The organism is Flavobacterium silvaticum (assembly GCF_012911565.1).
GTDB classification, from domain to species: Bacteria; Bacteroidota; Bacteroidia; order Flavobacteriales; family Flavobacteriaceae; genus Flavobacterium; species Flavobacterium silvaticum.
The window spans coordinates 48,586-70,694 of record NZ_JAAMPU010000107.1 but is presented as its reverse complement, the minus strand read 5'-3'; the positions used below and the strand labels follow the sequence as shown (position 1 = coordinate 70,694).

Annotated in this window: 20 protein-coding genes; 11 read left to right on the top strand and 9 right to left on the bottom strand. The window is 45.1% G+C overall.

From position 1 onward, the window contains the following. Positions 1-15 precede the first annotated feature (15 nt). Positions 16-372, top strand: coding sequence for a four helix bundle protein (locus G6047_RS12090; RefSeq protein WP_169527887.1), 357 nt, complete (start codon positions 16-18; stop codon positions 370-372). Between the two features lie 35 nt (positions 373-407). On the opposite strand, the gene kdpA is transcribed toward G6047_RS12090, so the two are convergent. The 4 genes from kdpA to G6047_RS12070 all read right to left on the bottom strand — a co-directional run bounded on the left by kdpA (position 408) and on the right by G6047_RS12070 (position 4,099). Continuing rightward, the gene (kdpA, locus tag G6047_RS12085; protein ID WP_169527886.1) at positions 408-2,120 is read right to left on the bottom strand and encodes a potassium-transporting ATPase subunit KdpA; all 1,713 of its coding nucleotides are present in this window, start codon (positions 2,118-2,120) and stop codon (positions 408-410) included. Between the two features lie 12 nt (positions 2,121-2,132). Beyond that, complete coding sequence (kdpF, locus tag G6047_RS12080) at positions 2,133-2,210, bottom strand: K(+)-transporting ATPase subunit F (RefSeq protein WP_211165453.1); 78 nt, start codon at positions 2,208-2,210, stop codon at positions 2,133-2,135. Between the two features lie 99 nt (positions 2,211-2,309). Then, positions 2,310-2,591, bottom strand: a complete 282-nt coding sequence (locus G6047_RS12075) for a DUF7674 family protein (RefSeq protein ID WP_169527885.1) — start codon at positions 2,589-2,591, stop codon at positions 2,310-2,312. Positions 2,592-2,758: 167 nt separating this feature from the next. Then, positions 2,759-4,099 (bottom strand): sigma-54-dependent transcriptional regulator, encoded by a 1,341-nt coding sequence (locus tag G6047_RS12070; RefSeq protein ID WP_169527884.1) that lies wholly within the window; start codon positions 4,097-4,099, stop codon positions 2,759-2,761. A 470-nt stretch (positions 4,100-4,569) separates the two neighbouring features. On the opposite strand from G6047_RS12070, the gene panB reads away from it, so the two are divergent. From panB to ypfJ, 5 genes are all read left to right on the top strand, one after another. Then, positions 4,570-5,388 carry a 3-methyl-2-oxobutanoate hydroxymethyltransferase gene (gene panB / locus G6047_RS12065; protein WP_169527883.1) on the top strand — a complete coding sequence of 273 codons (819 nt, stop codon included), beginning with the start codon at positions 4,570-4,572 and terminating at the stop codon, positions 5,386-5,388. Positions 5,389-5,544: 156 nt separating this feature from the next. Next, complete coding sequence (locus tag G6047_RS12060; RefSeq protein ID WP_169527882.1) at positions 5,545-6,249, top strand: RluA family pseudouridine synthase; 705 nt, start codon at positions 5,545-5,547, stop codon at positions 6,247-6,249. An 81-nt stretch (positions 6,250-6,330) separates the two neighbouring features. After that, complete coding sequence (locus tag G6047_RS12055) at positions 6,331-7,659, top strand: aldehyde dehydrogenase family protein (RefSeq protein WP_169527881.1); 1,329 nt, start codon at positions 6,331-6,333, stop codon at positions 7,657-7,659. A 34-nt stretch (positions 7,660-7,693) separates the two neighbouring features. Continuing rightward, complete coding sequence (locus G6047_RS12050) at positions 7,694-8,536, top strand: hypothetical protein (protein WP_169527880.1); 843 nt, start codon at positions 7,694-7,696, stop codon at positions 8,534-8,536. Between the two features lie 70 nt (positions 8,537-8,606). Then, entirely contained in the window at positions 8,607-9,461 is an 855-nt protein-coding gene (ypfJ, locus tag G6047_RS12045) for a KPN_02809 family neutral zinc metallopeptidase (protein WP_169527879.1), read from the top strand. Between the two features lie 96 nt (positions 9,462-9,557). Here ypfJ and G6047_RS12040 read toward each other — a convergent pair whose 3' ends face one another. Then, positions 9,558-10,448 carry a DUF4349 domain-containing protein gene (locus G6047_RS12040; RefSeq protein ID WP_169527878.1) on the bottom strand — a complete coding sequence of 297 codons (891 nt, stop codon included), beginning with the start codon at positions 10,446-10,448 and terminating at the stop codon, positions 9,558-9,560. A gap of 170 nt (positions 10,449-10,618) precedes the next feature. On the opposite strand from G6047_RS12040, the gene G6047_RS12035 reads away from it, so the two are divergent. Genes G6047_RS12035 through G6047_RS12020 form a run of 4 tightly spaced genes read left to right on the top strand, consistent with a single transcriptional unit; the run spans position 10,619 to position 16,569 of the window. Beyond that, positions 10,619-11,926 carry an anthranilate synthase component I family protein gene (locus G6047_RS12035; RefSeq protein ID WP_169527877.1) on the top strand — a complete coding sequence of 436 codons (1,308 nt, stop codon included), beginning with the start codon at positions 10,619-10,621 and terminating at the stop codon, positions 11,924-11,926. Next, positions 11,916-13,226 (top strand): tRNA lysidine(34) synthetase TilS, encoded by a 1,311-nt coding sequence (tilS, locus tag G6047_RS12030; protein WP_169527876.1) that lies wholly within the window; start codon positions 11,916-11,918, stop codon positions 13,224-13,226. Before G6047_RS12035 ends, tilS begins: the two co-directional genes overlap by 11 nt. Next, positions 13,223-15,271, top strand: a complete 2,049-nt coding sequence (locus G6047_RS12025; protein ID WP_169527875.1) for a protein-disulfide reductase DsbD family protein — start codon at positions 13,223-13,225, stop codon at positions 15,269-15,271. Before tilS ends, G6047_RS12025 begins: the two co-directional genes overlap by 4 nt. A gap of 2 nt (positions 15,272-15,273) precedes the next feature. Then, positions 15,274-16,569, top strand: a complete 1,296-nt coding sequence (locus tag G6047_RS12020; RefSeq protein ID WP_169527874.1) for a DUF2268 domain-containing putative Zn-dependent protease — start codon at positions 15,274-15,276, stop codon at positions 16,567-16,569. Here the strand turns inward: G6047_RS12020 and G6047_RS12015 are convergent. The 3 genes from G6047_RS12015 to G6047_RS12005 all read right to left on the bottom strand — a co-directional run bounded on the left by G6047_RS12015 (position 16,566) and on the right by G6047_RS12005 (position 18,994). After that, the gene (locus tag G6047_RS12015) at positions 16,566-16,766 is read right to left on the bottom strand and encodes a helix-turn-helix transcriptional regulator (protein WP_169527873.1); all 201 of its coding nucleotides are present in this window, start codon (positions 16,764-16,766) and stop codon (positions 16,566-16,568) included. The genes G6047_RS12020 and G6047_RS12015 overlap by 4 nt on opposite strands. Continuing rightward, complete coding sequence (locus G6047_RS12010; protein ID WP_169527872.1) at positions 16,756-17,235, bottom strand: hypothetical protein; 480 nt, start codon at positions 17,233-17,235, stop codon at positions 16,756-16,758. The genes G6047_RS12015 and G6047_RS12010 overlap by 11 nt, the downstream gene beginning before the upstream one ends. A gap of 559 nt (positions 17,236-17,794) precedes the next feature. Next, positions 17,795-18,994, bottom strand: a complete 1,200-nt coding sequence (locus G6047_RS12005) for a GAF domain-containing sensor histidine kinase (protein WP_169527871.1) — start codon at positions 18,992-18,994, stop codon at positions 17,795-17,797. Between the two features lie 102 nt (positions 18,995-19,096). Between G6047_RS12005 and G6047_RS12000 the strand changes: the two genes are divergently transcribed. Beyond that, positions 19,097-20,623 (top strand): YifB family Mg chelatase-like AAA ATPase, encoded by a 1,527-nt coding sequence (locus tag G6047_RS12000; protein ID WP_169527870.1) that lies wholly within the window; start codon positions 19,097-19,099, stop codon positions 20,621-20,623. Between the two features lie 53 nt (positions 20,624-20,676). Here G6047_RS12000 and lpdA read toward each other — a convergent pair whose 3' ends face one another. Continuing rightward, the gene (gene lpdA / locus G6047_RS11995) at positions 20,677-22,083 is read right to left on the bottom strand and encodes a dihydrolipoyl dehydrogenase (protein ID WP_169527869.1); all 1,407 of its coding nucleotides are present in this window, start codon (positions 22,081-22,083) and stop codon (positions 20,677-20,679) included. Positions 22,084-22,109: the final 26 nt, after the last annotated feature.

Here is a 22,109-nt window from a genome sequence, read left to right as displayed (position 1 = left end):
CCAAAATAATTTGATATGAAGCCACACCAAAAACTGAATGCCTGGATTAAAGGCTGTGAACTTGTAAAGGAATTGTATGTTTTTACAAACACATTTCCTGTTGCAGAAAGATTCGGACTTACTTCGCAAATCCGGAGAGCTGCGGTTTCTGTTCCGGTGAATATTGCCGAAGGAGCGGCTCGGAAAGGGAAAAAGGAATTCATCTATTTCTTATATATTTCGTTAGGTTCTTTAACCGAACTTGATACGCTATTACATTTGTCAAACAGTTTAGGTTTTGGAGAAACAAGTGATATTGATAAGCTCAATGTAAAATGTGATCGTGTCGGAAAAATGATCTATGGCCTAATTAAAAATCTCGAACGGCCCTAATACGCCCAGACATTTCACTTTTCACATTTCACTTCTCACCCAAAATACTCCGCTAACGGGCCAAGCGCCAGGGCTGGGAAAAAGGAAAGTGCAGCTATAATTGCGATGACAGCAAAGGTCATTACGCCGAATATGGTCGTATCTGTCTTTAACGTACCCGCGCTTTCCGGGATGAACTTTTTGGAAGCAAGTAATCCGGCTATGGCCATCGGCCCTATTATCGGGATGAAACGCGCCAGCAACAGCACGACTCCGGTAGTAATGTTCCAGAACGGATTGTTGTCGCCTAAGCCTTCGAATCCGGAACCGTTGTTTGCTGCCGATGAGGTGTATTCGTACAACATTTCAGAGAATCCGTGGCTTCCGGGATTGTTGAGCCAACCCGTGGCTTTTCCGGAGAACCACCACCCCATTTCATAGTCACCTGCGGCACAATAGGCTGCCAGTGCTGTTCCGGAAAGTATCAATAGTGGGTGAAGAATGGCGATAAAAGCCGCAATCTTGACTTCACGCGCCTCGATTTTCTTCCCAAGGAATTCCGGTGTCCGTCCGACCATCAATCCAGATATGAAAACGGCCAGGATGATGAAGATGTAAAAATTGAGGAATCCCACGCCGCATCCGCCATAAAAGCAATTGACCATCATGGCGAGCAATTGCATATTTCCGGACATGGCCATGGTGGAATCGTGCATTCCGTTGACAGATCCGGTTGATATCACCGTGGTAGCGATGCTCCAGAATGCCGTCATGGGCGCTCCGAAACGAACTTCCTTGCCTTCCATGGCTCCGGCCTGGGCGATACCCATCTTTTCAATCGCCGGATTTCCGCCCATTTCAGAGACGACGGTCGGTATGACCAATAGCAGGAAGCCGACCGTCATAACCCCGAAAATCACATAAGCCAGTTTTTTGCGGTTGAGGTAAAAACCAAGTGCGAAGATCATCGCGAACGGAATAAGCAATTGCGTCCAGAGTTCGACGGCATTGGTAAAGTAGTTAGGATTTTCCAACGGATGTGCCGAGTTGGCTCCGAAGAATCCGCCACCATTCGTTCCTAAGTGCTTGATGGCGACAAAAGCTGCAGCAGGCCCACGCGAAACTTCGACTTCATCACCTTGTAACGTTATGATTTTATCTTTCCCTTCAAAGGTCATCGGCGTTCCCTGGAAAGCAAGGACGAGTGCCACGATCAACGACACCGGCAATAAAATGCGGGTGCACGATTTGACGAGGTTTGAGAAAAAGTTGCCGAGTTTATCCGTTGTTTTATCCTTCATGGCGCGAAACACCATAATGGCTGAGGCGATACCGGTTGCGGCTGATACGAATTGCAGGAACATCAGCATCAGCTGGCCCAGATAAGACAGTCCGCTTTCGCCTGAATAATGCTGCAAGTCGCAGTTGACGACAAAGGAAATGGCTGTATTGAAAGCCAGGTCCGGCGTCATGGATGGATTTGCGTCCGGATTCAGTGGCAACGATCCTTGTGTCAGTAACACAAAAAAGCACAGGACGAACCAAAGCAGGTTCACGCCCAACATCGCTTTGAGATACTGTTTCCAGTTCATTTCGCAATCCGGGTCGATACCGGAAATTTTGAAAATGAGGTTTTCTATCGGTTTGAATACCGGATCGAGAAATGTTTTCATTCCGAGGAATGTGCGGGCAATGAAGCGTCCGAACGGAATGGCTGCCAGGATGGATAGTCCGAATACCGGGATGATGCCCGTAATTTCAGTGTTCATTTGGTGACGGTGTTAGAATTTTTCAGGCTTGATCAGCACATAGACCAGATAGCCGAAAACGAGTAGTGATACAATAAAGAGTGCTGTCATCATTACATTTTTTCAAAAAAGTCAATTGATTTGAAACAGATACCAAACAGGACAAAGCCTAAGGCTAATAAGATAATCGTCATCATTATAAGACTGGATTTAAACACTTGTCGCGTTGATTTGACTGATGTATTCGGCATGCAACAACGGCGGAAACAAACCGCTGATACGGCAGTTCCGGAGTTCCATGAAACCCGATACCGAAAACACATAGACATTGGTGATTGCCACTTTGGTTTCAAGGCTGCCGTTTTTGAGTAGTTCTTCGGCGGCCAACAGGCATTTGCGGGCCCGGACTATATTTCCGGTTCGGAGGCAGGTTTTGGTGATTTCAGCTAAACGGGACGCTTTGCCCTGTATGCTGATGATGGTGTTTTTCATCAGGAAAAAATTTTTGTTCGCGCCCCGCTTGCCAAACGCCGTTCCTAAAAATGAAATCACAACGCAACTAATTAATAATTAAAGATTAGCGATTAATTATCGAATTGTGGCAAAACAAAAAAGCCTATCAAAATGAAAGGCTTTTATCAAAATGGAAGTGCTGTGTTTTATGAAATCTGGTATTCCTCGAGCTTGCGGTACAGGGTCGCGATGCCAATTTCGAGAAGCCTTGCGGTTTCTGCTTTGTTTCCGCCTGTGTGATTATAGACTTTCTGTATCTGTAGTTTTTCGGCACTTGCAAGTGAAAAGGCAGAGACGCTTCCGGAAGTTGGGGCAGATAGATTTATGATTTCAGACGGAAGAACATCGGACTCCAAAATTTCACCGGGACAAAGAATCACAGCTCTTTCAATCACGTTTTTGAGTTCACGGATATTTCCCGGCCATTTATAAGCCTGTAATTTTTGTATGAAATCAGCTGACACATCAAGTTTTTTGCGGTTCATCTTTTGAGAAAACTGGACCGTGTAGAAATCGGTGAGCACGGGAATATCTTTCGAACGTTCTCTCAAAGTTGGAATCCGTATCTCGAAAATATTGAGTCGGAAATATAAATCAGGCCGGAATGTGTGTGCCTCGCTTTCGGCTTTGAGATTGCGGTTCGTCGCGGCAATCAGTCGGAAATCTGACTTTCTTGCAACAGTTTCGCCCAATCTGAAAAACGTTCCGGTTTCCAACACCCGAAGCAATTTAGCTTGTAATTCCAACGGCATCTCTCCTATTTCGTCAAGGAAAAGCGTGCCTGCATTGGCTTCTTCAATAAACCCTTTTTTGTTTTTTATGGCTCCGGTGAAAGCACCTGCCTGATGACCGAACAATTCGCTTTCAAGGATTTCACGGCTGAACGTACTACAGTTGAGTGCTACGAAAGATTTATTGGCCCTCGGACTGTTTTGGTGTATGGCCTGTGCGAAAACCTCTTTCCCGGTTCCGGTTTCACCCGTAAGCAAAACGGTGGAATGCGTCACCGAAACTTTTTTGGCCTGTTCGATAGCTAGCTGTAGCGGTTTGGAATTCCCTATAATACCGTCGAATGAATAGGTGTTTGAAACCCTTTTTTCAAGCAGTGCAACTTTTTTCTGCAGGTCGGCCTTTTCACAAGCCTGATGCAGCAACGGAATTATCTTGTCGTTGTCATCTCCTTTGACGATGTAGTTGAATGCACCGTTTTTCATGGCAAGTACACCGTCCTGGATTTTGCCGAAAGCAGTCAGCAATATTATTTCTGAATACGACGAAATCGATTTGAGCTTACTGACAGCTTCGACTCCATTCCCATCCGGGAGTTTGACATCGCACAACACTACGTCTATCTCGTTTTGCTCAAGTTTTTTGAAACCGGATTTTAAATCTGATGCTTCTATGACGTCAAAATCTTCTGCTTTGATGATACGCGCGAGGAGGCCGCGCAGTTTTTCTTCGTCGTCTATGATGAGTATAGTGTTCACTGGTCAAAGGTCGGAAGGAATTTATGATTAATACCAGAAGCGAAAACTTTTTTTCATTGTGAAACTAAAGGTGATTATTGCTGAGAACAGATTAACGAAGGATGCCGATGGATAAAATCAACACAATCATAGATTACAAGTTCCAAGTTAATGCATGCATATAAAACACAAATTTTAACAAAAAATACATTTTTTCTGTAATCAATTCAATTTGGATTTTGTAGGGACAACACTGGCCCCTTCCCTGTGAAAAGATAGGGCTTCCTGAATTACTCCAGATACAGACCCGAGGGCTTGCCCGAACTGAGCATAAGCTAAAAAATGCATCTTTTGTTAAAAATGATGTCTCCACAATTTTATGGCTAAACATTTCTGGCCACCGTTCAATGTCAGCCAGCTTTAACCGTGATTATTTATTAATCATTAATCATTAATTGTTAATTACCTTTACGCCTCTAAAACAACAACACATGTCCGTCGCAAAAAAAGACTACAAGCGCATCACCACTCAATCACTTATTGAAATGAAGGCCAATGCCGAGAAAATCTCCATGCTCACCGCCTACGATTTTACCATGGCAGGCATGGTCGATGCTGCTGGTTGCGACGTGATACTTGTAGGTGATTCGGCTTCAAACGTAATGGCCGGACATGAAACAACGTTGCCCATTACGCTCGACCAAATGATTTATCACGCTTCGTCTGTGGTCCGAGCGGTTAAACGTGCTTTGGTTGTAGTCGATTTGCCTTTCGGAAGTTACCAGAGTGATCCTAAAGAAGCGCTTAGGTCATCGATCCGGATCATGAAAGAAAGCGGTGGACATGCCGTCAAACTTGAAGGCGGAAGCGAAATCAAGGATTCGATCAAGAAAATTTTACACGCCGGAATTCCGGTCATGGGACATTTGGGGTTGACGCCTCAATCGATCTATAAATTCGGGACGTATACGGTCCGCGCCAAAGAAGAAGCCGAGGCTGAAAAACTCCTGGAAGATGTGAAACTACTCGAAAGGTTAGGTTGTTTTGCCATCGTCCTCGAAAAAATTCCTGCAGCACTCGCGGAAAAAGCAGCCAAAAGCGTCAACGTTCCTATCATTGGGATCGGTGCCGGCGGCGGGGTTGACGGACAGGTTCTGGTGATTCACGATATGCTTGGAATGAACAATGAATTCAGCCCCAGGTTTTTACGCCGTTATCTGAATTTATATGAACAAATGACGGGCGCCATCGGGAATTATGTAGCCGATGTGAAATCGAGTGACTTTCCGAACGCTTCGGAACAATATTGATTTTTGGGGCGCTGCTTTCAGCCCGGGCTGTCGGCAGTCGCTTTTAGACTACAAACCCCAATTATAAATAAATCTTTCAGGTAGTCTAAAGAGCTCCGACAGTGCCGCCATCCCTAGCGCATACATTTCCAGAACAACCATTAGTCTTAACCCAACGTGTCGTCATCTAAGATCCTTTCCGACAAAACAAATCTTCAGGTACTTTTTGAAGATAATCACCTGATTGTCGTCAACAAACGCGTCGGTGACATCGTTCAGGGAGACAAAACCGGCGACAAGCCTTTATCTGATGTCGTCAAGGAATACATCAAGGATAAATACAACAAACCCGGCGAAGTCTTTTTGGGCGTTGTCCATCGGTTGGACAGACCGACTACGGGCATCGTTGTCTTTGCCCGGACCTCAAAAGCCCTTGAACGGCTCAACGAACTTTTCAAGAACCGCGAAACCAAAAAAACATATTGGGCGCTGGTCAAAAACAAGCCCTCAAAAGAATCGGAAAGACTCGTCCATTATCTTACACGAAACGAAAAAAGCAATACTTCAAAGGCTCATGCCAAGGAAGTCCCGAACAGCAAGATAGCCGAACTTGAATATAAAGTTTTGAAACAACTCGACAAATATTACTTACTGGGAATCAATTTGTTTACGGGTCGTCATCATCAAATAAGATCTCAGCTTTCCGTCATCGGTTCACCCATAAAAGGCGACCTCAAATACGGCTTTGACCGCAGCAATCCGGATGGAGGCATCTCACTCCACGCACGCGAACTCCAATTCATCCATCCGGTCAAAAAAGAACCCGTTCACATTGTCGCGCCGGTTCCGGAAGATGCGTTGTGGAAGGCCGCATCATCATGAAAAGTCTTTCAAAAAACGTTGCGCCACTTCAGATTGTCATATCATAAATTTATCGGAACTTGCTGAAGAACCAGTCAGCCAATGAAATATCCGTACGACATAGATGCCCGAAAGCAAAAACTCAAAGCGCTTCTTTTCGCCATTGAGGAAAATCTGGAAACCATAGAAAAGGCACTGTTCCTCGATTTAGGCAAACCTGCATTTGAAGCCCGCGTTTCTGAAACCGGTTATATCATTGGCGACATCAAATTATTCCTTAAAAACATGAAACGATGGTCACAGACCAAAAGCGTCTGGCCGTCCCTGCTGAATTTCCCGAGCCGCGATTATATCATGAACGTGCCGTACGGAAAAGTTCTCGTGTATGCACCCTGGAATTATCCGTTCAATTTATCGCTATCACCGGTAATCGCGGCTTATGCGGCCGGAAATTCCGTAGTAGTAAAACTGTCTGAGCTCGCTCCGAACACGGCATCCGCAATTGCACAATTGGTAGCATCGGTCTTTGATCCAGATGAAATGCGTGTTGTGAACGGAGATGTGAAGGTCGCTTCATCTTTACTTGAAGAAAAATGGGATTATATCTTTTTTACCGGCGGCATTTCAATCGGGAAAAAAGTAGCCGAAGCAGCCGCCAAAACCCTCACGCCCACGACCATGGAACTCGGCGGAAAGAATCCGTGCCTGATTTTAGACGATACTAATCTGGAATTGACGGCAAAACGGATCGTATGGGGAAAATTCTTCAATTGCGGACAAACCTGTATCGCTCCTGATTTTGTGTTGGTTCCATCGGCACAAAAATCAAAACTGATGGAAGTCATGCGAACCGAAATCAGCAAAAGTTACGGACAGGACGCGTCGGTTTCGCCAGATTACGGAAGGATTGTCAATACCGATAATTGCATCCGTCTCCAAAAACTGATTCAAGACGAGCGCATTTTCTCCGGAGGGAATTCCAATGCCGAAACACGTTATTTCGAACCGACGATAATCGATCTGGAATCTGTCGAAACGCCCATAATGTCGGAAGAAATCTTTGGCCCCATACTTCCGGTCATTGCATACGATTCAGTTCTGCAACGAGACGAAATCCTCAAACGATTCAGCCATTCACTTGCTTTCTATGTTTTTGGGAACGATACATCCGAAGCTAAAAAAATGATTGCCAAACAGCCGTGTGGAGGTGCCTGTATCAACGATAGCGTGTTGCAATTTGCCAATCCAAAATTACCTTTTGGTGGAATCGGGGCTTCCGGATACGGTGCTTACCACGGCAAATTCGGATTTGATACCTTCACCCACAAAAAAGCAGTGCTGCAAAGAGGGCAATGGATAGATCCTTCGTTGCGTTATCCGCCCTATTCCGCAAAGTGGAAACTGCTGCAAAAAATCCTCAAATGGCTTTGAAAATTTGAGTAATATTGGCCTGTAAAATCACGCTATGAAAAAGGGAATGCATGACAGAGTTGAAAAACTCATGCAAGAAGGCTATGAACTGGATTTTAACAATGTACTGGCCGAAACCAAGGAGCATTTCAAAAAAACATTTGCCTGGGGCGGCCTTGCTCTTACGGTACTTTGTATGCTGGTGGTTCCTGTTGTCATTTGCATTATGCTTTCCGTTTTTGGGATTGATAAACTGGTAGGAAAACCTGAAAATATTACAATAACTTCGCTGGGCCCGGGCGCACTGGCTCTTTATATGGGGTTTATGGGCTTGCTCAATACAGCAATCACTCCATATAATGCAGGACTCATAGAAATGAATCATCGTGCCGATACAAAAAACCAACTTGACCTCGGCACTGCCTTTATCCATTACGGGCGACGCACTTTTGGAAACGTATTGTTACTTGGAGTGGTTGTAAGTCTCATAACTACCTGTGTTTCTACCGGTGTGGAATTACTTCATTTTCCAGGCTTTTCGACGGTAAATATCGCGTTCAGTTTTCTGTTCGGATGCTTTTCACTGTTGGCGATACCACTTGTAATCTTTGGTGAGTTCGGTCCCTTAGAGGCATTGAGCGCCAGTTTCAAACTCATTTCGAAACAATTTTCAACGATTTTTTCTCTGTATGTATTGGCCATCTTTGTAGCTATTTCAGGTTTATTACCTATGTTTATAGGTATCGCGACAGCACTTCCGGCTCTTTCTATATTTTCGATTGGCTTCATTTTTACTTTGCCGTTCCTTTTTGCTTTTGTGTATACGTTATATAAACAGATTGTTGGTTTTCCGGCAGATACTACTAAAGAATCTGTTATCTCTGAGCAAACCGAATAATACCTTGTCCACTTAGTCTGTGTTCCTAATGGAATATTAAGTACATTAGTTATCACTTAATTTTCTATTTATGAAATGGATGGGACGTCGCGAAAGCGATAACGTAGACGACAGACGCGGGGTTTCAGGCGGACAGGTTGCCATTGGCGGCGGTGTGATTGGTCTTGTTCTTTTACTGATCAATATGTTCATGGGCGGCGATTCATCAGAACTCCTGAATCAGATACAGCAACAATCAGTACAACAGCAAACCCAGACCGAAACACGGGAACTTACACCCGAAGAAGTCGAAATGGGCAAAATGGTTCGCGTCATACTGGCCGATACAGAAGATACCTGGGCCAAAATTTTCGCCGAAAATGGAATGACCTATAAAAATCCGGGGCTTGTTTTATTTGACGATGGTGTCGAGACCGGATGTGGCAATGCGACTTCGGCCGCCGGACCGTTCTATTGTCCCGCAGACCAGAAGGTATATATCGACCTTAAATTCTTTAATGAACTTAAAAGCCGTTTCGGGGCTGAAGGCGGCGATTTCGCCATCGCTTATGTCATTGCGCATGAAGTCGGGCATCACGTCCAGACCTTGCTCGGCACATCGGCAAAAGTCCGACAGATGCAGCAAGGCATGAGCGAAACCGAAGCGAATAAATTGTCGGTGGCTTTGGAACTTCAAGCCGATTTTTATGCCGGACTGTGGGCGCATTACAACGAACAACGCACCCACTCGCTTGAAGAAGGCGATATAGAAGAAGCGTTAAGTGCCGCCAATGCCGTGGGTGACGACGCCATACAAAAGCGTATGAGAGGCAGTGTCGTCCCCGATTCATTTACACACGGCACTTCTGCCCAACGCGTCAAATGGTTCCGCAAAGGTTTTGAAGGCGGGAATATTCGCGATGGAGATACTTTTTCGGGGATTTGATTTTTGGTTCGGGAGTTCGGAAGTTCAAAAGATCGGAAGATGTGTTATACCTTAGAAATAAAAACGGCTGATAAAAATCAGCCGTTTTTTATTGGACTATTTGAGGGCGATTTTCTTTGTCCTTCTGGTCAGGATAAAGAAAACCAAAAGTCCTATGAGCCAGATGGTCCAGAAGCGTAAGAAGAACGTGATCAGGCCTTGGAGAATGTTCCAGCCGAACAGCAAACTATCCGTAACTTGTGTTCCGAAACTGGTTTTATAAGTCAGGCTTTCCGGATTCGCAAGCACTTCACGAAGGACGGTTTCATTTTGGTACAACTGAAGCGAAACCGTGCTGTAAGCCACTTTATCTTCTAAATCAAGGTTCTGGATTTTGGCGGAATCGGCTTCTTCGTTTTTTGTCGTCAACCTATCTTCGGCATCAACCACATCCTTTAGTTTCCGGCCTTTGGAGTCGATTCCGTTCTCCATTCGTGCATTGTATTTCTGCTGGCGTTGCTGTGCCATTTGGTTGGCGAGCATCTTCAACTGAACATCTTCTGCTTTGATGACCCGATGGTTTAAATACCCAACCTGGCTTTGGACTGTTGTTAAAAGAGAATCGAGCCTGGCATTCGGAACCCGTATGATCATATCGTTTGTGACTGTAAACCGTTTGGTTTCCACAATGCTGTCCTGGCTCAATTTGGCGGTTTCCGTACCATTTTCATTGCTTTGCAGATTGGTTTCGACTACGAATCCGCCAAAACGGTTCACCGATTTTTCGACTTCAAATGTAGATTTTGCAACGTCTTTGACTTTGAAACGCATATCGGCGGTTCTTACGAACTTGCGGCCCTGCACTGGTTTTGCCGTTGGGGCAGGTTCCGCGGAAACGGATTCTTCTGTAGTGGAAACGGCTTCTTCTGATTTGGAAAAATCACTTTGCTTGCAGGATGAAGCAACGGCAACCAAAACCATGGCTGCAAAAAGAGAAATAGATTTCATAAAATTCACGGATTTTAAATTACACAATGTTAAAAGTCTATGTAAAATTGTTTCGATATCCGCGATGGTTTAAGATTTCACAATTCGAGGCGCAATAACAATCGTGCCAGAAATTTTGGCCCTTTCATTGACGGCGAATTATTGTAATTTTGAAAATAGCTTCTTTCATTTTGAGAACCGTTTTACACAGGAAAATACCGAATCCAAACCATTTCAGGCAGCAATTGCTCGAGTGGGCACAACAGTTCCGCGAAGTACAGTTTCTGGACAGCAACGGTTACGAACAAACGTATTCAGATTATGATTGCGTGCTGGCCGCAGATGCATTCCTGTCGCTTAAAACAGATTCCGTCAACGCTTTCAACGATCTCGAAGAATTGCAGAAAACCACAAAAGACTGGCTATTCGGTTATTTATCTTATGACCTGAAAAACGATGTGGAAGCACTGAATTCAAACAACCTCGACTGTCTCGGTTTTCCCGATTTATACTTTTTCCAACCTAAAAAGTTGTTTGTGATCAAAGGTTCCGATGTTGAACTATTATATTTACCCATGTGCGATGATGAAATGGAAGCCGATTTCGAATCGATCCAAAGAATCGTCCCAAAAGTTGCATCTTCAAAAAAACCGCTTCTCGTCCGTCAGCGGATTTCGCACGACGATTATCTGAAAAAGTTCAGCAAATTGGCCAATCACATCCATCGCGGTGACATTTACGAAGCCAATTTCTGCATGGAATTCTACGCGCATCCGGCCCAGATTGATCCATTGCCGACATTCAGGAACCTGAACGCTATTTCGGAACCTCCGTTTTCGGCTTATTTCAAACACGCGAACCAATATATTTTAAGTGCTTCTCCTGAACGTTATTTAAAGAAAAAAGGGCATAAAATCATTTCCCAGCCTATAAAAGGCACGGCAGGCCGAAGTGAAAATCCGGACGAAGACAGAAACATCCGACACGAACTTTCCGCCAATGAAAAAGAACGATCGGAAAACATCATGATCGTAGACCTTGTCCGTAATGATTTATCGCGGACCGCCACAAAAGGCAGCGTCCACGTTGAAGAATTGTGCCAGCCGTATACCTTCCGGCAGGTGCATCATCTTATTTCGACCGTCGTATCGGAAGTGGAACATAACCTGAGCCCGGTGGAAGTGTTGCGGACGACGTTCCCAATGGGCAGCATGACGGGTGCGCCAAAAATATCGGCCATGCAGATCATCGAGGAGCTCGAAGAAACCAAACGTGGTGTCTACAGCGGCGCTCTCGGCTATTTTATGCCGAACGGTGACTTTGATTTCAATGTGGTCATCCGAAGTATTCTGTATGACAGCGACCGTGAATATGTATCTTTTTCGGTCGGAAGTGCCATCACCGCTGCATCGGACGCTCATCTGGAATATGAAGAATGCCTTGTCAAAGCTGTGGCGATGCGAAAAGTGCTGGAAACGAACGAGACTGATGCAGGATAGATTCGGACAACATATTCAAAACGGTTTTTCTTTTCTTAACGGAAAAAAACTGCTCATTGCCTGCAGCGGCGGGCTCGACAGTATGGTTATGAGTGAATTGTTCCGACGTATGGGTTCTGATATTTCTCTCGTCCATTGCAACTTCGGTTTACGCGGATTGGAGAGTGATAACGATGCCGATTTTGTAAAAGCGTATGCCGATTCACATTCGATTCCGCTTTATCTGCAAAAATTCGATACCCAAAAATTCGCCTCGGATACCGGTTTGTCCATCCAACTTGCCGCCCGTGAATTAAGATACAACTGGTTTGAGGAAATCCGTTCCCAAAACAATCTTGATTTTATCCTGACCGCACATCACGCCGATGACAATCTCGAAACCTTCCTCATCAACCTGAGTCGCGGAACCGGAATTGAAGGCCTGACCGGAATCCCTGCCCGAAACGGATATATCGTGCGGCCGATGCTGGCTTTTTCGCGTGAGGATATCGCTGCATTCGCTGCATCGGAAGGCATAGAATGGAGAGAAGACAGCAGCAATGCATCGGACAAATACCTTCGGAACAAAATACGACACGACATCGTTCCGCTTTTGAAACAGCTGCAGCCGTCGTTCCTGAATTCGTTCGCAGATACGCAAAATTATCTGCAACAAACACAAACCATGGCAGAAGATGCTGCCATCATGGTCTATCAGCGTATCGCAACAGAAAATGGCGACGAGATTTCTTTCGACCTCGACACATTGCTCAAACTGCCTAATTTCGCCTCCTATTTATATCAATGGCTTCGCGAATACGGTTTTTCAGCCTGGGATGATATTGCCGAACTTACCGCAGCAATCAGTGGAAAACAAGTCCACTCACCTACACATACCTTACTTCGCGACAGAAACCGGTTGTTGCTTTTTCCAAGACGGGAAACAGCCGATTCAAAAAGTTACCGCATCGACACGACTGATACTATCGTTAATTTTCCTGTAAAACTTGAGATTAAGAAGGTTGAATCTATATCGGACGTTTCAAATACCGTTATATTTGCCGACGCTTCTTTGCTCGAATTTCCGTTGGAAATAAGGCGATGGCAACAAGGCGATACGTTCTGTCCGCTCGGAATGGGTGGAAAATCCAAAAAACTTAGTAAATTTTTCAAAGACGAAAAAATCCCGCTCCATAAAAAAGAGGATGTCTGGCTTTTGTTGTCTGAAGGAAAAATAGTCTGGGTCATTGGGATGAGACAGGACGAACGCTTCAAAATACAAACTACAACTACAACCATTTTGCGATTGACTACCGAATGAAAAAACTACTTTATCTACTCCTTGCCTTTGGTTTCCTTACGAACGTTTCGGCCCAGATAGTAAAACCCGTCAAATGGGCTTCACGTGTCGAAAAGGTTTCCGGTTCCGAAGTGAAACTAATCATGGAAGCCACGATTGAAAACGAATGGCACGTCTATTCCCAATTCACTCCTGATGGCGGACCGCTTCCCGTAGAGATTGAATATAAAAATGCTTCCGGAAACTACCAGCTTATTGGTAAAACGGCCGAAAGTGCCACCAAACGGCATTTCAACGAAACCTTTGGCGTTGACGAAGTCTATTTTGAAAAGAAAGCTGTCTTTACGCAGAAGGTCAAAATCCTCAATGCAAAACTAAAGACGATAGAAACTTCGCTCGATTACCAGGTTTGTAAGGAAGTCTGCATCAACGACGATGTGAAATTTACGTTTACGCTGCCGCAGATAGACCTATCTGTAGCGAAAACCACTTCGACAGTTATAAATCCAACGACAGAGACTCCAGTAACTGAAACTACAACCACAGCAGTTGATACGGCAATAACTCCGGTAGCCCAAGCCAAAACGGTAGACACAACCAAAGTAGCAACGCAATCTGCTACAAAACCAACCGCCCCGGAACCAAAGAAAGAGCGCAGTTTGTTCTCTATATTTTTCGTCGCCTTCCTTTCCGGTTTTGCGGCCTTGCTGACTCCTTGCGTTTTCCCACTGATCCCAATGACGGTTTCATTCTTCACCAAACAGAGCAAGACCAAAGCGGCCGGAATACGAAATGCCATTACTTATGGAATCTCGATTATTGTAATCTATGTAGGGCTCGGTTTGCTCGTGACGTGGATTTTTGGTGCAGGTGCCTTGAATAACCTCGCGACGAATGTGACTTTCAATCTGGTCTTTTTTGCATTGCTCATCTTTTTCGCCATATCGTTCCTGGGAGCTTTTGAAATCGTATTGCCGAATTCATGGGCCAATAAAGTGGACAGACAAGCCGACCGCGGTGGCATCATCGGGATTTTGTTCATGGCATTAGCCTTGGCGATCGTATCTTTTTCATGTACCGGCCCAATCGTCGGAACCATCCTGGTAGAAGCCGCGACCCACGGCGGAATTGGGCCTGCTATTGGAATGTTCGGTTTTTCCTTGGCATTGGCGCTTCCATTTATGTTGTTCGCCATGTTCCCGGGTTGGCTCAATACGCTGCCAAAATCAGGTGGCTGGCTTAACACGGTAAAGGTTTTCCTCGGATTTTTGGAACTGGCCCTTGCGTTCAAATTCCTTTCGAATGCCGATTTGGTCATGCAGACGCACCTACTCGAACGCGAAGTATTCATCGCCATCTGGATTGCCGTTTTCGGTGCTTTGGCCTTATATCTTTTCGGAAAGATCACCACGCCACACGACAGCCCGTTGCCGTTTATTTCCGTCGGCAGATTGTTGCTCGGTTTATTGGTCCTGACGTTTACTGTTTATCTGATCCCAGGTCTTTGGGGTGCACCGCTCAAATTGATCAATGCATTCCCGCCTCCGATGGAATATAGTGAAAGCCCGCGTGGTTTTGGTGGCGGCACTTCTGTAGCAGCTTCATCGGCTTTACCGGAAGGAGCCAAATACGGTCCGCATGACATCATTGCTTTTGACGATTACGATGTGGCTCTCGCTTATGCGAAATCTGTCAATAAACCTTTGATGATTGATTTCACCGGCTTTGCGTGTGTAAACTGCCGTAAGATGGAAAACTCCGTCTGGAGCGACGAGCGTGTATTGAAACTGCTCAAGGAAGACTTAATTTTGGTTTCGCTTTACGTGGACGACAAACGCGAATTGCCTTTGGACAAACAATATGTCTCAAAAGATTCAGGCGAGGAAATAGAAACCATCGGAGACAAATGGACCGACTTTATCATTACGAGATACAAGACCAACACACAGCCTATGTATGTGCTACAGGATGTGAACGGGCAGGATTTGTCGCCTACGATTTCCTATGTGGGAACGGAAGAATATCTGGCGTGGCTGAAATTGGGCCTGTCAAACTTTAAGAAGTAAACATGAAATTGCTGCGGAAACTACTTTGTACGCTCGTGCTGATTCCGGGTTTTCAAAGCTTCGCCCAGCAATTTTACAGTGAAGACATCGATCGGTTCTGGAAAACGTATGATTTGATCAGGACTGAAAAGGACAGTATCCGGCAATACCAAATCCTTAAAGACAATTATATTTCGCCTGCTTCAGCCGGTCTTACAGATTTAATCGCAGCGCGCAATTATTCCGATGCCGAATTCCTGACAGCAATAAACTCGTATCCGGAATTCTGGTCGTCAATCCGGAAAAACACGCTGAATTCACAAAAGTATGTTCCGCAGATCAAAGCCGATTTCGCAAAACTGAAATCGCTGTATCCAAAACTTTCAGTGGTTCCGGTCTATTTTTGCATAGGTGCTTTGCGTTGCAACGGAACAGGGAATAACGGTAAAATCCTGATTGGTTCAGAGATGGCGTTGGCAGACGATTCCGCGAATTACAACCAATTACCGGAATGGATGCACGCCTATTATGCCAAGATGCATCCGCTTGATAATCTGTCACTTTTGTGTACGCATGAATATATCCACACACAGCAAAAGCCCTTGCTCGAAAACCTGCTTTGTGCATCGTTATATGAAGGAATCGCAGAATTCATTTCATGCCTGGCAACCGGAAAAGAGTCAAACATCCCGGCATTTTCGATCTGGGAAAAGCAAAAACCGGAAATCCTGACAAAATACAAAGAAGATTTATTCCTGACCGACAGGCTTTACGATTGGATGTGGGGAAACAACAGCAATGCCTTGAAAGAACGTGACCTCGGATATGTGGTTGGGTTTAAGATTGCCGAGGCTTATTACCGCAAAGCTTCAGATAAGAAACGAGCCATTACTGAATTGATCGAGCTCGATTACACCAATGATGCCGCCGTTGAAACTGTGGTAGATTATTCGGGATTACTTGGAAAATCTATAGGGCAATTACATTCGGAGTATGAAAGTCGCAGGCCGACCGTGATTTCAGTCGCACCATTCGGCACGGATAAAACCGTAAAACCTGGACATATAACCATAACGCTGAAATTTTCACAGCCGTTGAACGGATACAATACCGGGCTTGATTTTGGGCCGCTTGGCGAAGAACATGTGATTAAGTTCTCAAAAGCGATTGGCTGGAATAACGATTTTACCGAATGGTCTTTCGAGGCGGAACTCCAGCCGGATTTTCGGTATCAGCTTTTGGTATCAAACAACTTCAGGCTTGCCAATGGCGTGCGATTGAAGCCATTCCTGATCGACATTGCCACTTCTGCCCGCTAATCTGAATCTTCAAGCAAAAAGATTTCTTCTACGGACTTTTCAAAATACCGTGACAGTTTTAATGCCAATACGGTGGAAGGTACATACTTCGCTTTCTCCATCGCGTTTATCGTCTGCCTGCTCACTCTTATTTCTTTGGCAAGATCTTCCTGGGAAATATTCCGCATGGCCCGAAGTACTTTGAGGTTATTCGTCATCGCCGGATATTTTTTGGAGTTGGTAGATTTTAATGTGGAAACGGATGATAAAGAAAAACAGTAACGAAAAGATGTTGATTCCCATAACCATAAAATAGTCCGTGCCATAAATGAAGGCAGTGCAGAACAACATCACCGCGAAGTTGAAATACACGGCCCATATGAGGCTTTCGTAGCGTATCTGGCGGATAAATTCATCTTCAGTCTTCAGACGGGAAAAACTAACGAATAGTCCTCCCATGATAAGAAGCACAATTGAAATCTCATCGAAAATGCTGTTTTCGACGATACTGAACGAAGACGATTTACCAAGCGGAATCGTATCTACAATGGCAAATACAGGAACAACAAGATACCGATCCATGGATTCTCCCGAAAAGAAAATAAAAATACCCATCGAAAGGCCAATGAGAAACAGAATACAGCCGATGACTTTGAAGCTGCGCGGAAATAAGAAATTTGCTTTCATTTGATTATAGACTGATGATTAAAACCGATTCAAATGTAAAGTTTATTTTACATTATGACAAAATATTTTTACCAATTGTAAAAATATTTTGACTTATCGTATTGTTGATTTGACTATTTGTTCTGGACAAATCTGGAAAGAGATGGTTCTGAAGTGACTTGGTATTTTACCGCCGCATTCGAAAATGATTTTTTTCAACCGTGAAATACATTGCAGAAAATCCTGTAGCTATGCAGACTAATAATAGCAATAAGGCGCAACTGCCGTCAGCATTTATATCTGACCAGGCAATTGCGCCACGCTTTATCAAAATTTTACTGATGGACGTTTTGAGAGTTAAGCCTTGTAAATCTTAACATTTGATACAGAAAAAATGTATCCAAAACTTTTCAGGATTTCGTAGGGACCACACTGGCCCCTCCCCGTGGCAAGATACCTCTCACACAAATAAGCCCGCTACAGAAAACATACCGAAAATGTTAAAATTACTGAACACAGAAATTCTCGTGCTTCTGAAAATCCTTAGAATTCCGAATTTCTTATATCCTCAATTTCAGGTCTATTTATTTAAATACACCCTGAAAGTAGATCCCATCCCAAATTCAGACTCCACTTCAATCCTACCGCCAATTTTATCAAGCAGCTTCTTTACCGAAGACAACCCAATTCCTGTGCCTTGAGATTTAAACCGATCGGTCTGTCCCAACGTTTTGAACAACTCGAAAATCTGCCCGAAATGTTCCTGTTTGATACCACGCCCGTTGTCGATTACAGAAATAATATGATGCCCATCGTCTTCGGAATAGGTAATTTCGACACGCCCTTCCGGTTTATCGTTATACTTTATGGCGTTAGCTATCAGATTGTACAACACCTGGCCAAAAGCGATACTGTTGGTCCGAAAGCCATAATTCTTTTGAGGAAGAATAAAAGCGATACCATCCGGTTTACCAAAAAGGCCTATCAGATACTCACCCATCGTGACCAACCTGATTTTTTCGCGCTTGGTCGTATCGAGGCCATCGTATTTATAATGTTCGAGGATTCCGTCGATAAGTTTTTTGAGTTGTTCGGCGGATACTGAAATATAACCGATCATCTGATTACCGTTTTCATCGAGCCTATCCGAATATTCTTCCCGGAACATAGTTGAAATCGCAATTATATTGTTCAGCGGCGATTTAAGATCGTGTGAAACGACAGATGAAAAGCGCTCGAGTTCACGGTATCGATCAGCCAGCATGTTATGGCTTTCCACAAGCTTCAAGTTGATTTTATGCAATTCGAGCAACTTGGTAACCTGTCCGGCCAGTTTTTCCAATGCCTTGATTTGATACTCTTCCAGTTTTTTTGGTTTTGAATCGATGACACACAAAGCACCAAGGGCGAACCCATCGGGAGTCACCAATGGTACTCCTACATAAGAACCGACCAATCCATCCGTGACTACCGGATTATCAAAGAATCGGACGTCTTCGTGGGCGTTTTCTATGATGAAATTTTCATGGGGCGTATTGATCGCGTGGCCACAGAAAGAAGATTCGCGGTCTGTTTCCTTCGCATCAAGGCCAATGATCGATTTGAACCATTGACGATCCTTATCCATCAGGGTTATGACCGAAATGGGGGTATTACAGATTTCCGAGGCCAGTCGGGTAATATCGTCGAATTCCTTTTCCGGAGGCGTATCAAGGATCTGATAAGACAATAAGGCGTCAAGACGCTCCCTGTCGTTGCTGGGTATTGGTGCTTTAAGCATGCTTTGTGGTATTTAGCGTCTCAAATTTATATGCCCGGATTGACTTGTAAAACAATTATTGTTTATTTTAACATCGTCTAAGCCTTTTAAAGAATATACGCCATGTTAACAACAGTATTTGGCAGCGCCGTCTTTGGCGTGGAAGCCACCACCATTTCGGTAGAAGTCCACATGGACAACGGAATCGGGTATCATTTGGTCGGATTGCCCGACAACGCCATCAAGGAAAGCAGCTTTCGCATCGCGGCCGCCTTAAAGAACAACGGGTTTACCTTGCCCGGAAAGAAAATCACCATCAACATGGCTCCGGCCGATTTACGAAAGGAAGGTTCAGCCTATGACCTGACCATCGCCATCGGCATCCTGATTTCGTCGGGGCAGATCAAAGCCGAGCATTTCGGGGATTTTATAATAATGGGAGAATTATCGCTCGACGGTTCCTTACAACCCATTCGCGGCGCATTGCCGATTGCCATTCAGGCGCGAGAAGAAGGCTTCAAAGGATTTTTCCTTCCGAAGCAGAATTCAGCAGAAGCCGCCATCGTGGAAGGCATCGATGTCTATGGTCTTTCCAATCTTCGGGAACTAACCGATTTTCTCGAAAAACGAAATAGTCTCAGCCCAGATCTGCCGGCCGAATCCGATACTTTGAATTTACCTGATTCCGATTTTGATTTCTCCGATGTCAAAGGACAGGAATCCATAAAACGTTGCATGGAAATCGCAGCGGCCGGCGGACACAACATCATCCTGATCGGGCCACCGGGTTCGGGAAAGACGATGCTCGCCAAACGGCTGCCGGGAATTTTACCTCCAATGAGTCTGCATGAAGCTTTAGAAACCACCAAAATCCACAGCGTCGCCGGAAAACTCAAGGATGTAGGTCTCATGCGGCAACGCCCTTTCCGCAATCCACACCATTCGGCTTCGTCGGTTTCTTTGGCAGGTGGCGGCAGTTTTCCACAGCCCGGAGAAATCTCGATGGCGCACAACGGCGTACTCTTCCTCGACGAATTACCTGAATTCAGACGTGACGTGCTCGAAGTATTACGCCAACCGCTTGAAGACCGTGAAGTCACGATTGCCCGGGCAAGGTTTACCGTAACCTATCCGTCATCGTTTATGCTCGTGGCAAGCATGAATCCAAGTCCTGGCGGATTTTTCCCGGATGCGGGTTATTCAGCAGGAAGTTCCAATGAAATGCAAAGGTATATGGGAAAGATTTCGGGTCCGTTACTTGACCGTATCGACATCCATATAGAAGTGACGCCTGTTCCGTTCGAAAAGTTATCTGCTACGGCACCATCCGAATCAAGTTCAGACATTCGCAAACGCGTGACGGCAGCACGTGAAATACAGCAACACCGTTTTCGCGATCTTGATTCGATACACTACAATGCACAGATGGGTTCGCGACAAATACGACAATTCTGCAAACCCGACGAAGCCTCTTTATCGCTTTTGAAAACGGCTATGGAACGGTTAGGACTATCAGCACGTGCTTATGACAGAATTCTCAAAGTCTCAAGAACCATAGCCGATCTGGACAAATCTGATGAAATAAAACCAGAACACATAGCAGAAGCAATCCAGTACAGAAGCCTGGATCGGGAAGGCTGGCGCGCATAACGAAAAACTCCGGCTTTTGACCGGAGCTTACATTTTTAAAAGGTAACACGTTGTTACATATGTATCGAACGCTTGCCCGTAGCATCCAAAGCTGCTTCTTTCACAGCTTCGGCATACGTCGGGTGAGCGTGCGACATACGCGAGATATCCTCGGCAGAAGCACGGAATTCCATGGCAGTGACGGCTTCCGCGATCAAATCTGCGGTACGTGCACCAATCATATGTATGCCAAGGACTTCATCGGTCTTCGCATCTGATAGAATCTTCACGAAACCATCGGTATCACCACTGGCACGCGAACGGCCAAGGGCTTTGAACGGGAAACTTCCGCTTTTATATTCGGTTCCGGCTTCTTTGAGTTGCTCTTCGGTTTTTCCGACGGCGGCAACTTCTGGCCAGGTATAAACAACACCCGGAATCAGGTTGTAATCGATATGCGGTTTTTGGCCTGCAAGGATTTCGGCTACCAACACGCCTTCCTCTTCCGCTTTGTGGGCAAGCATCGCCCCTTTTACGACATCACCGATAGCGTAAATATTTGAAATATTCGTCTGTAGGTGCGAATTGGTTTCGATCTGTCCGCGGTCTGTGAGTTTTACCCCGGCTTTATCGGCTGCAAGGCCATCGGTGTAAGGTCTTCTTCCAACCGAAACCAGAGCATAATCACCTTCAAGTGTTACCGTCTGTCCTTTGGCATCATCGGCCTGGACCACGACACCGCTTCCGTTGTTTTCTACTGACTTCACTTTGTGGGACGTGTAGAATTTCATTCCCTGTTTTTTAAGCACTTTAGTCAGTTCCTTGGACAGTGCGCCATCCATTCCGGGAATGATACGGTCCATGAATTCGACTACCGAAACCTGTGCGCCTAGTCTAAGGTACACCTGCCCCAATTCCAACCCGATGACACCACCGCCGATTACGATAAGGTGCTTCGGGATTTCCTTGAGTTTCAACGCTTCGGTAGATGTGATGACACGTTCTTTATCCAACTTGATGAAAGGCAGTGTCGAAGGCTTTGAACCTGTCGCGATGATCGTGTATTTCGATTCCAGCACTTCAGAAGAACCATCAGCTTTAGTGACCTTGATATGAGTGGCATCTTCAAACGAACCGACACCCTGGAAAACCGTGATCTTGTTTTTATCCATCAGATATTTGATCCCGCTTACGTTTTGGTCTACTACAGATCCTTTACGCGCGATCGTCTGTTCGAAATTGATTTTAATCTCTCCCGGAATCTCAATGCCATGTTCCTTGAAATGGGAAACCGCATCGTGATAATGGTGGGATGAATCGAGCAATGCCTTTGACGGGATGCAGCCTACATTGAGGCAGGTTCCGCCAAGTGTAGGGTATTTTTCTATGATGGCAGTTGTAAAACCTAATTGGGCGCAACGGATTGCAGCTACATAACCTCCGGGGCCGGATCCGATTACGGTAACATCAAATGAACTCATGTCGTGGTGTGATTTATCTTTTGAAA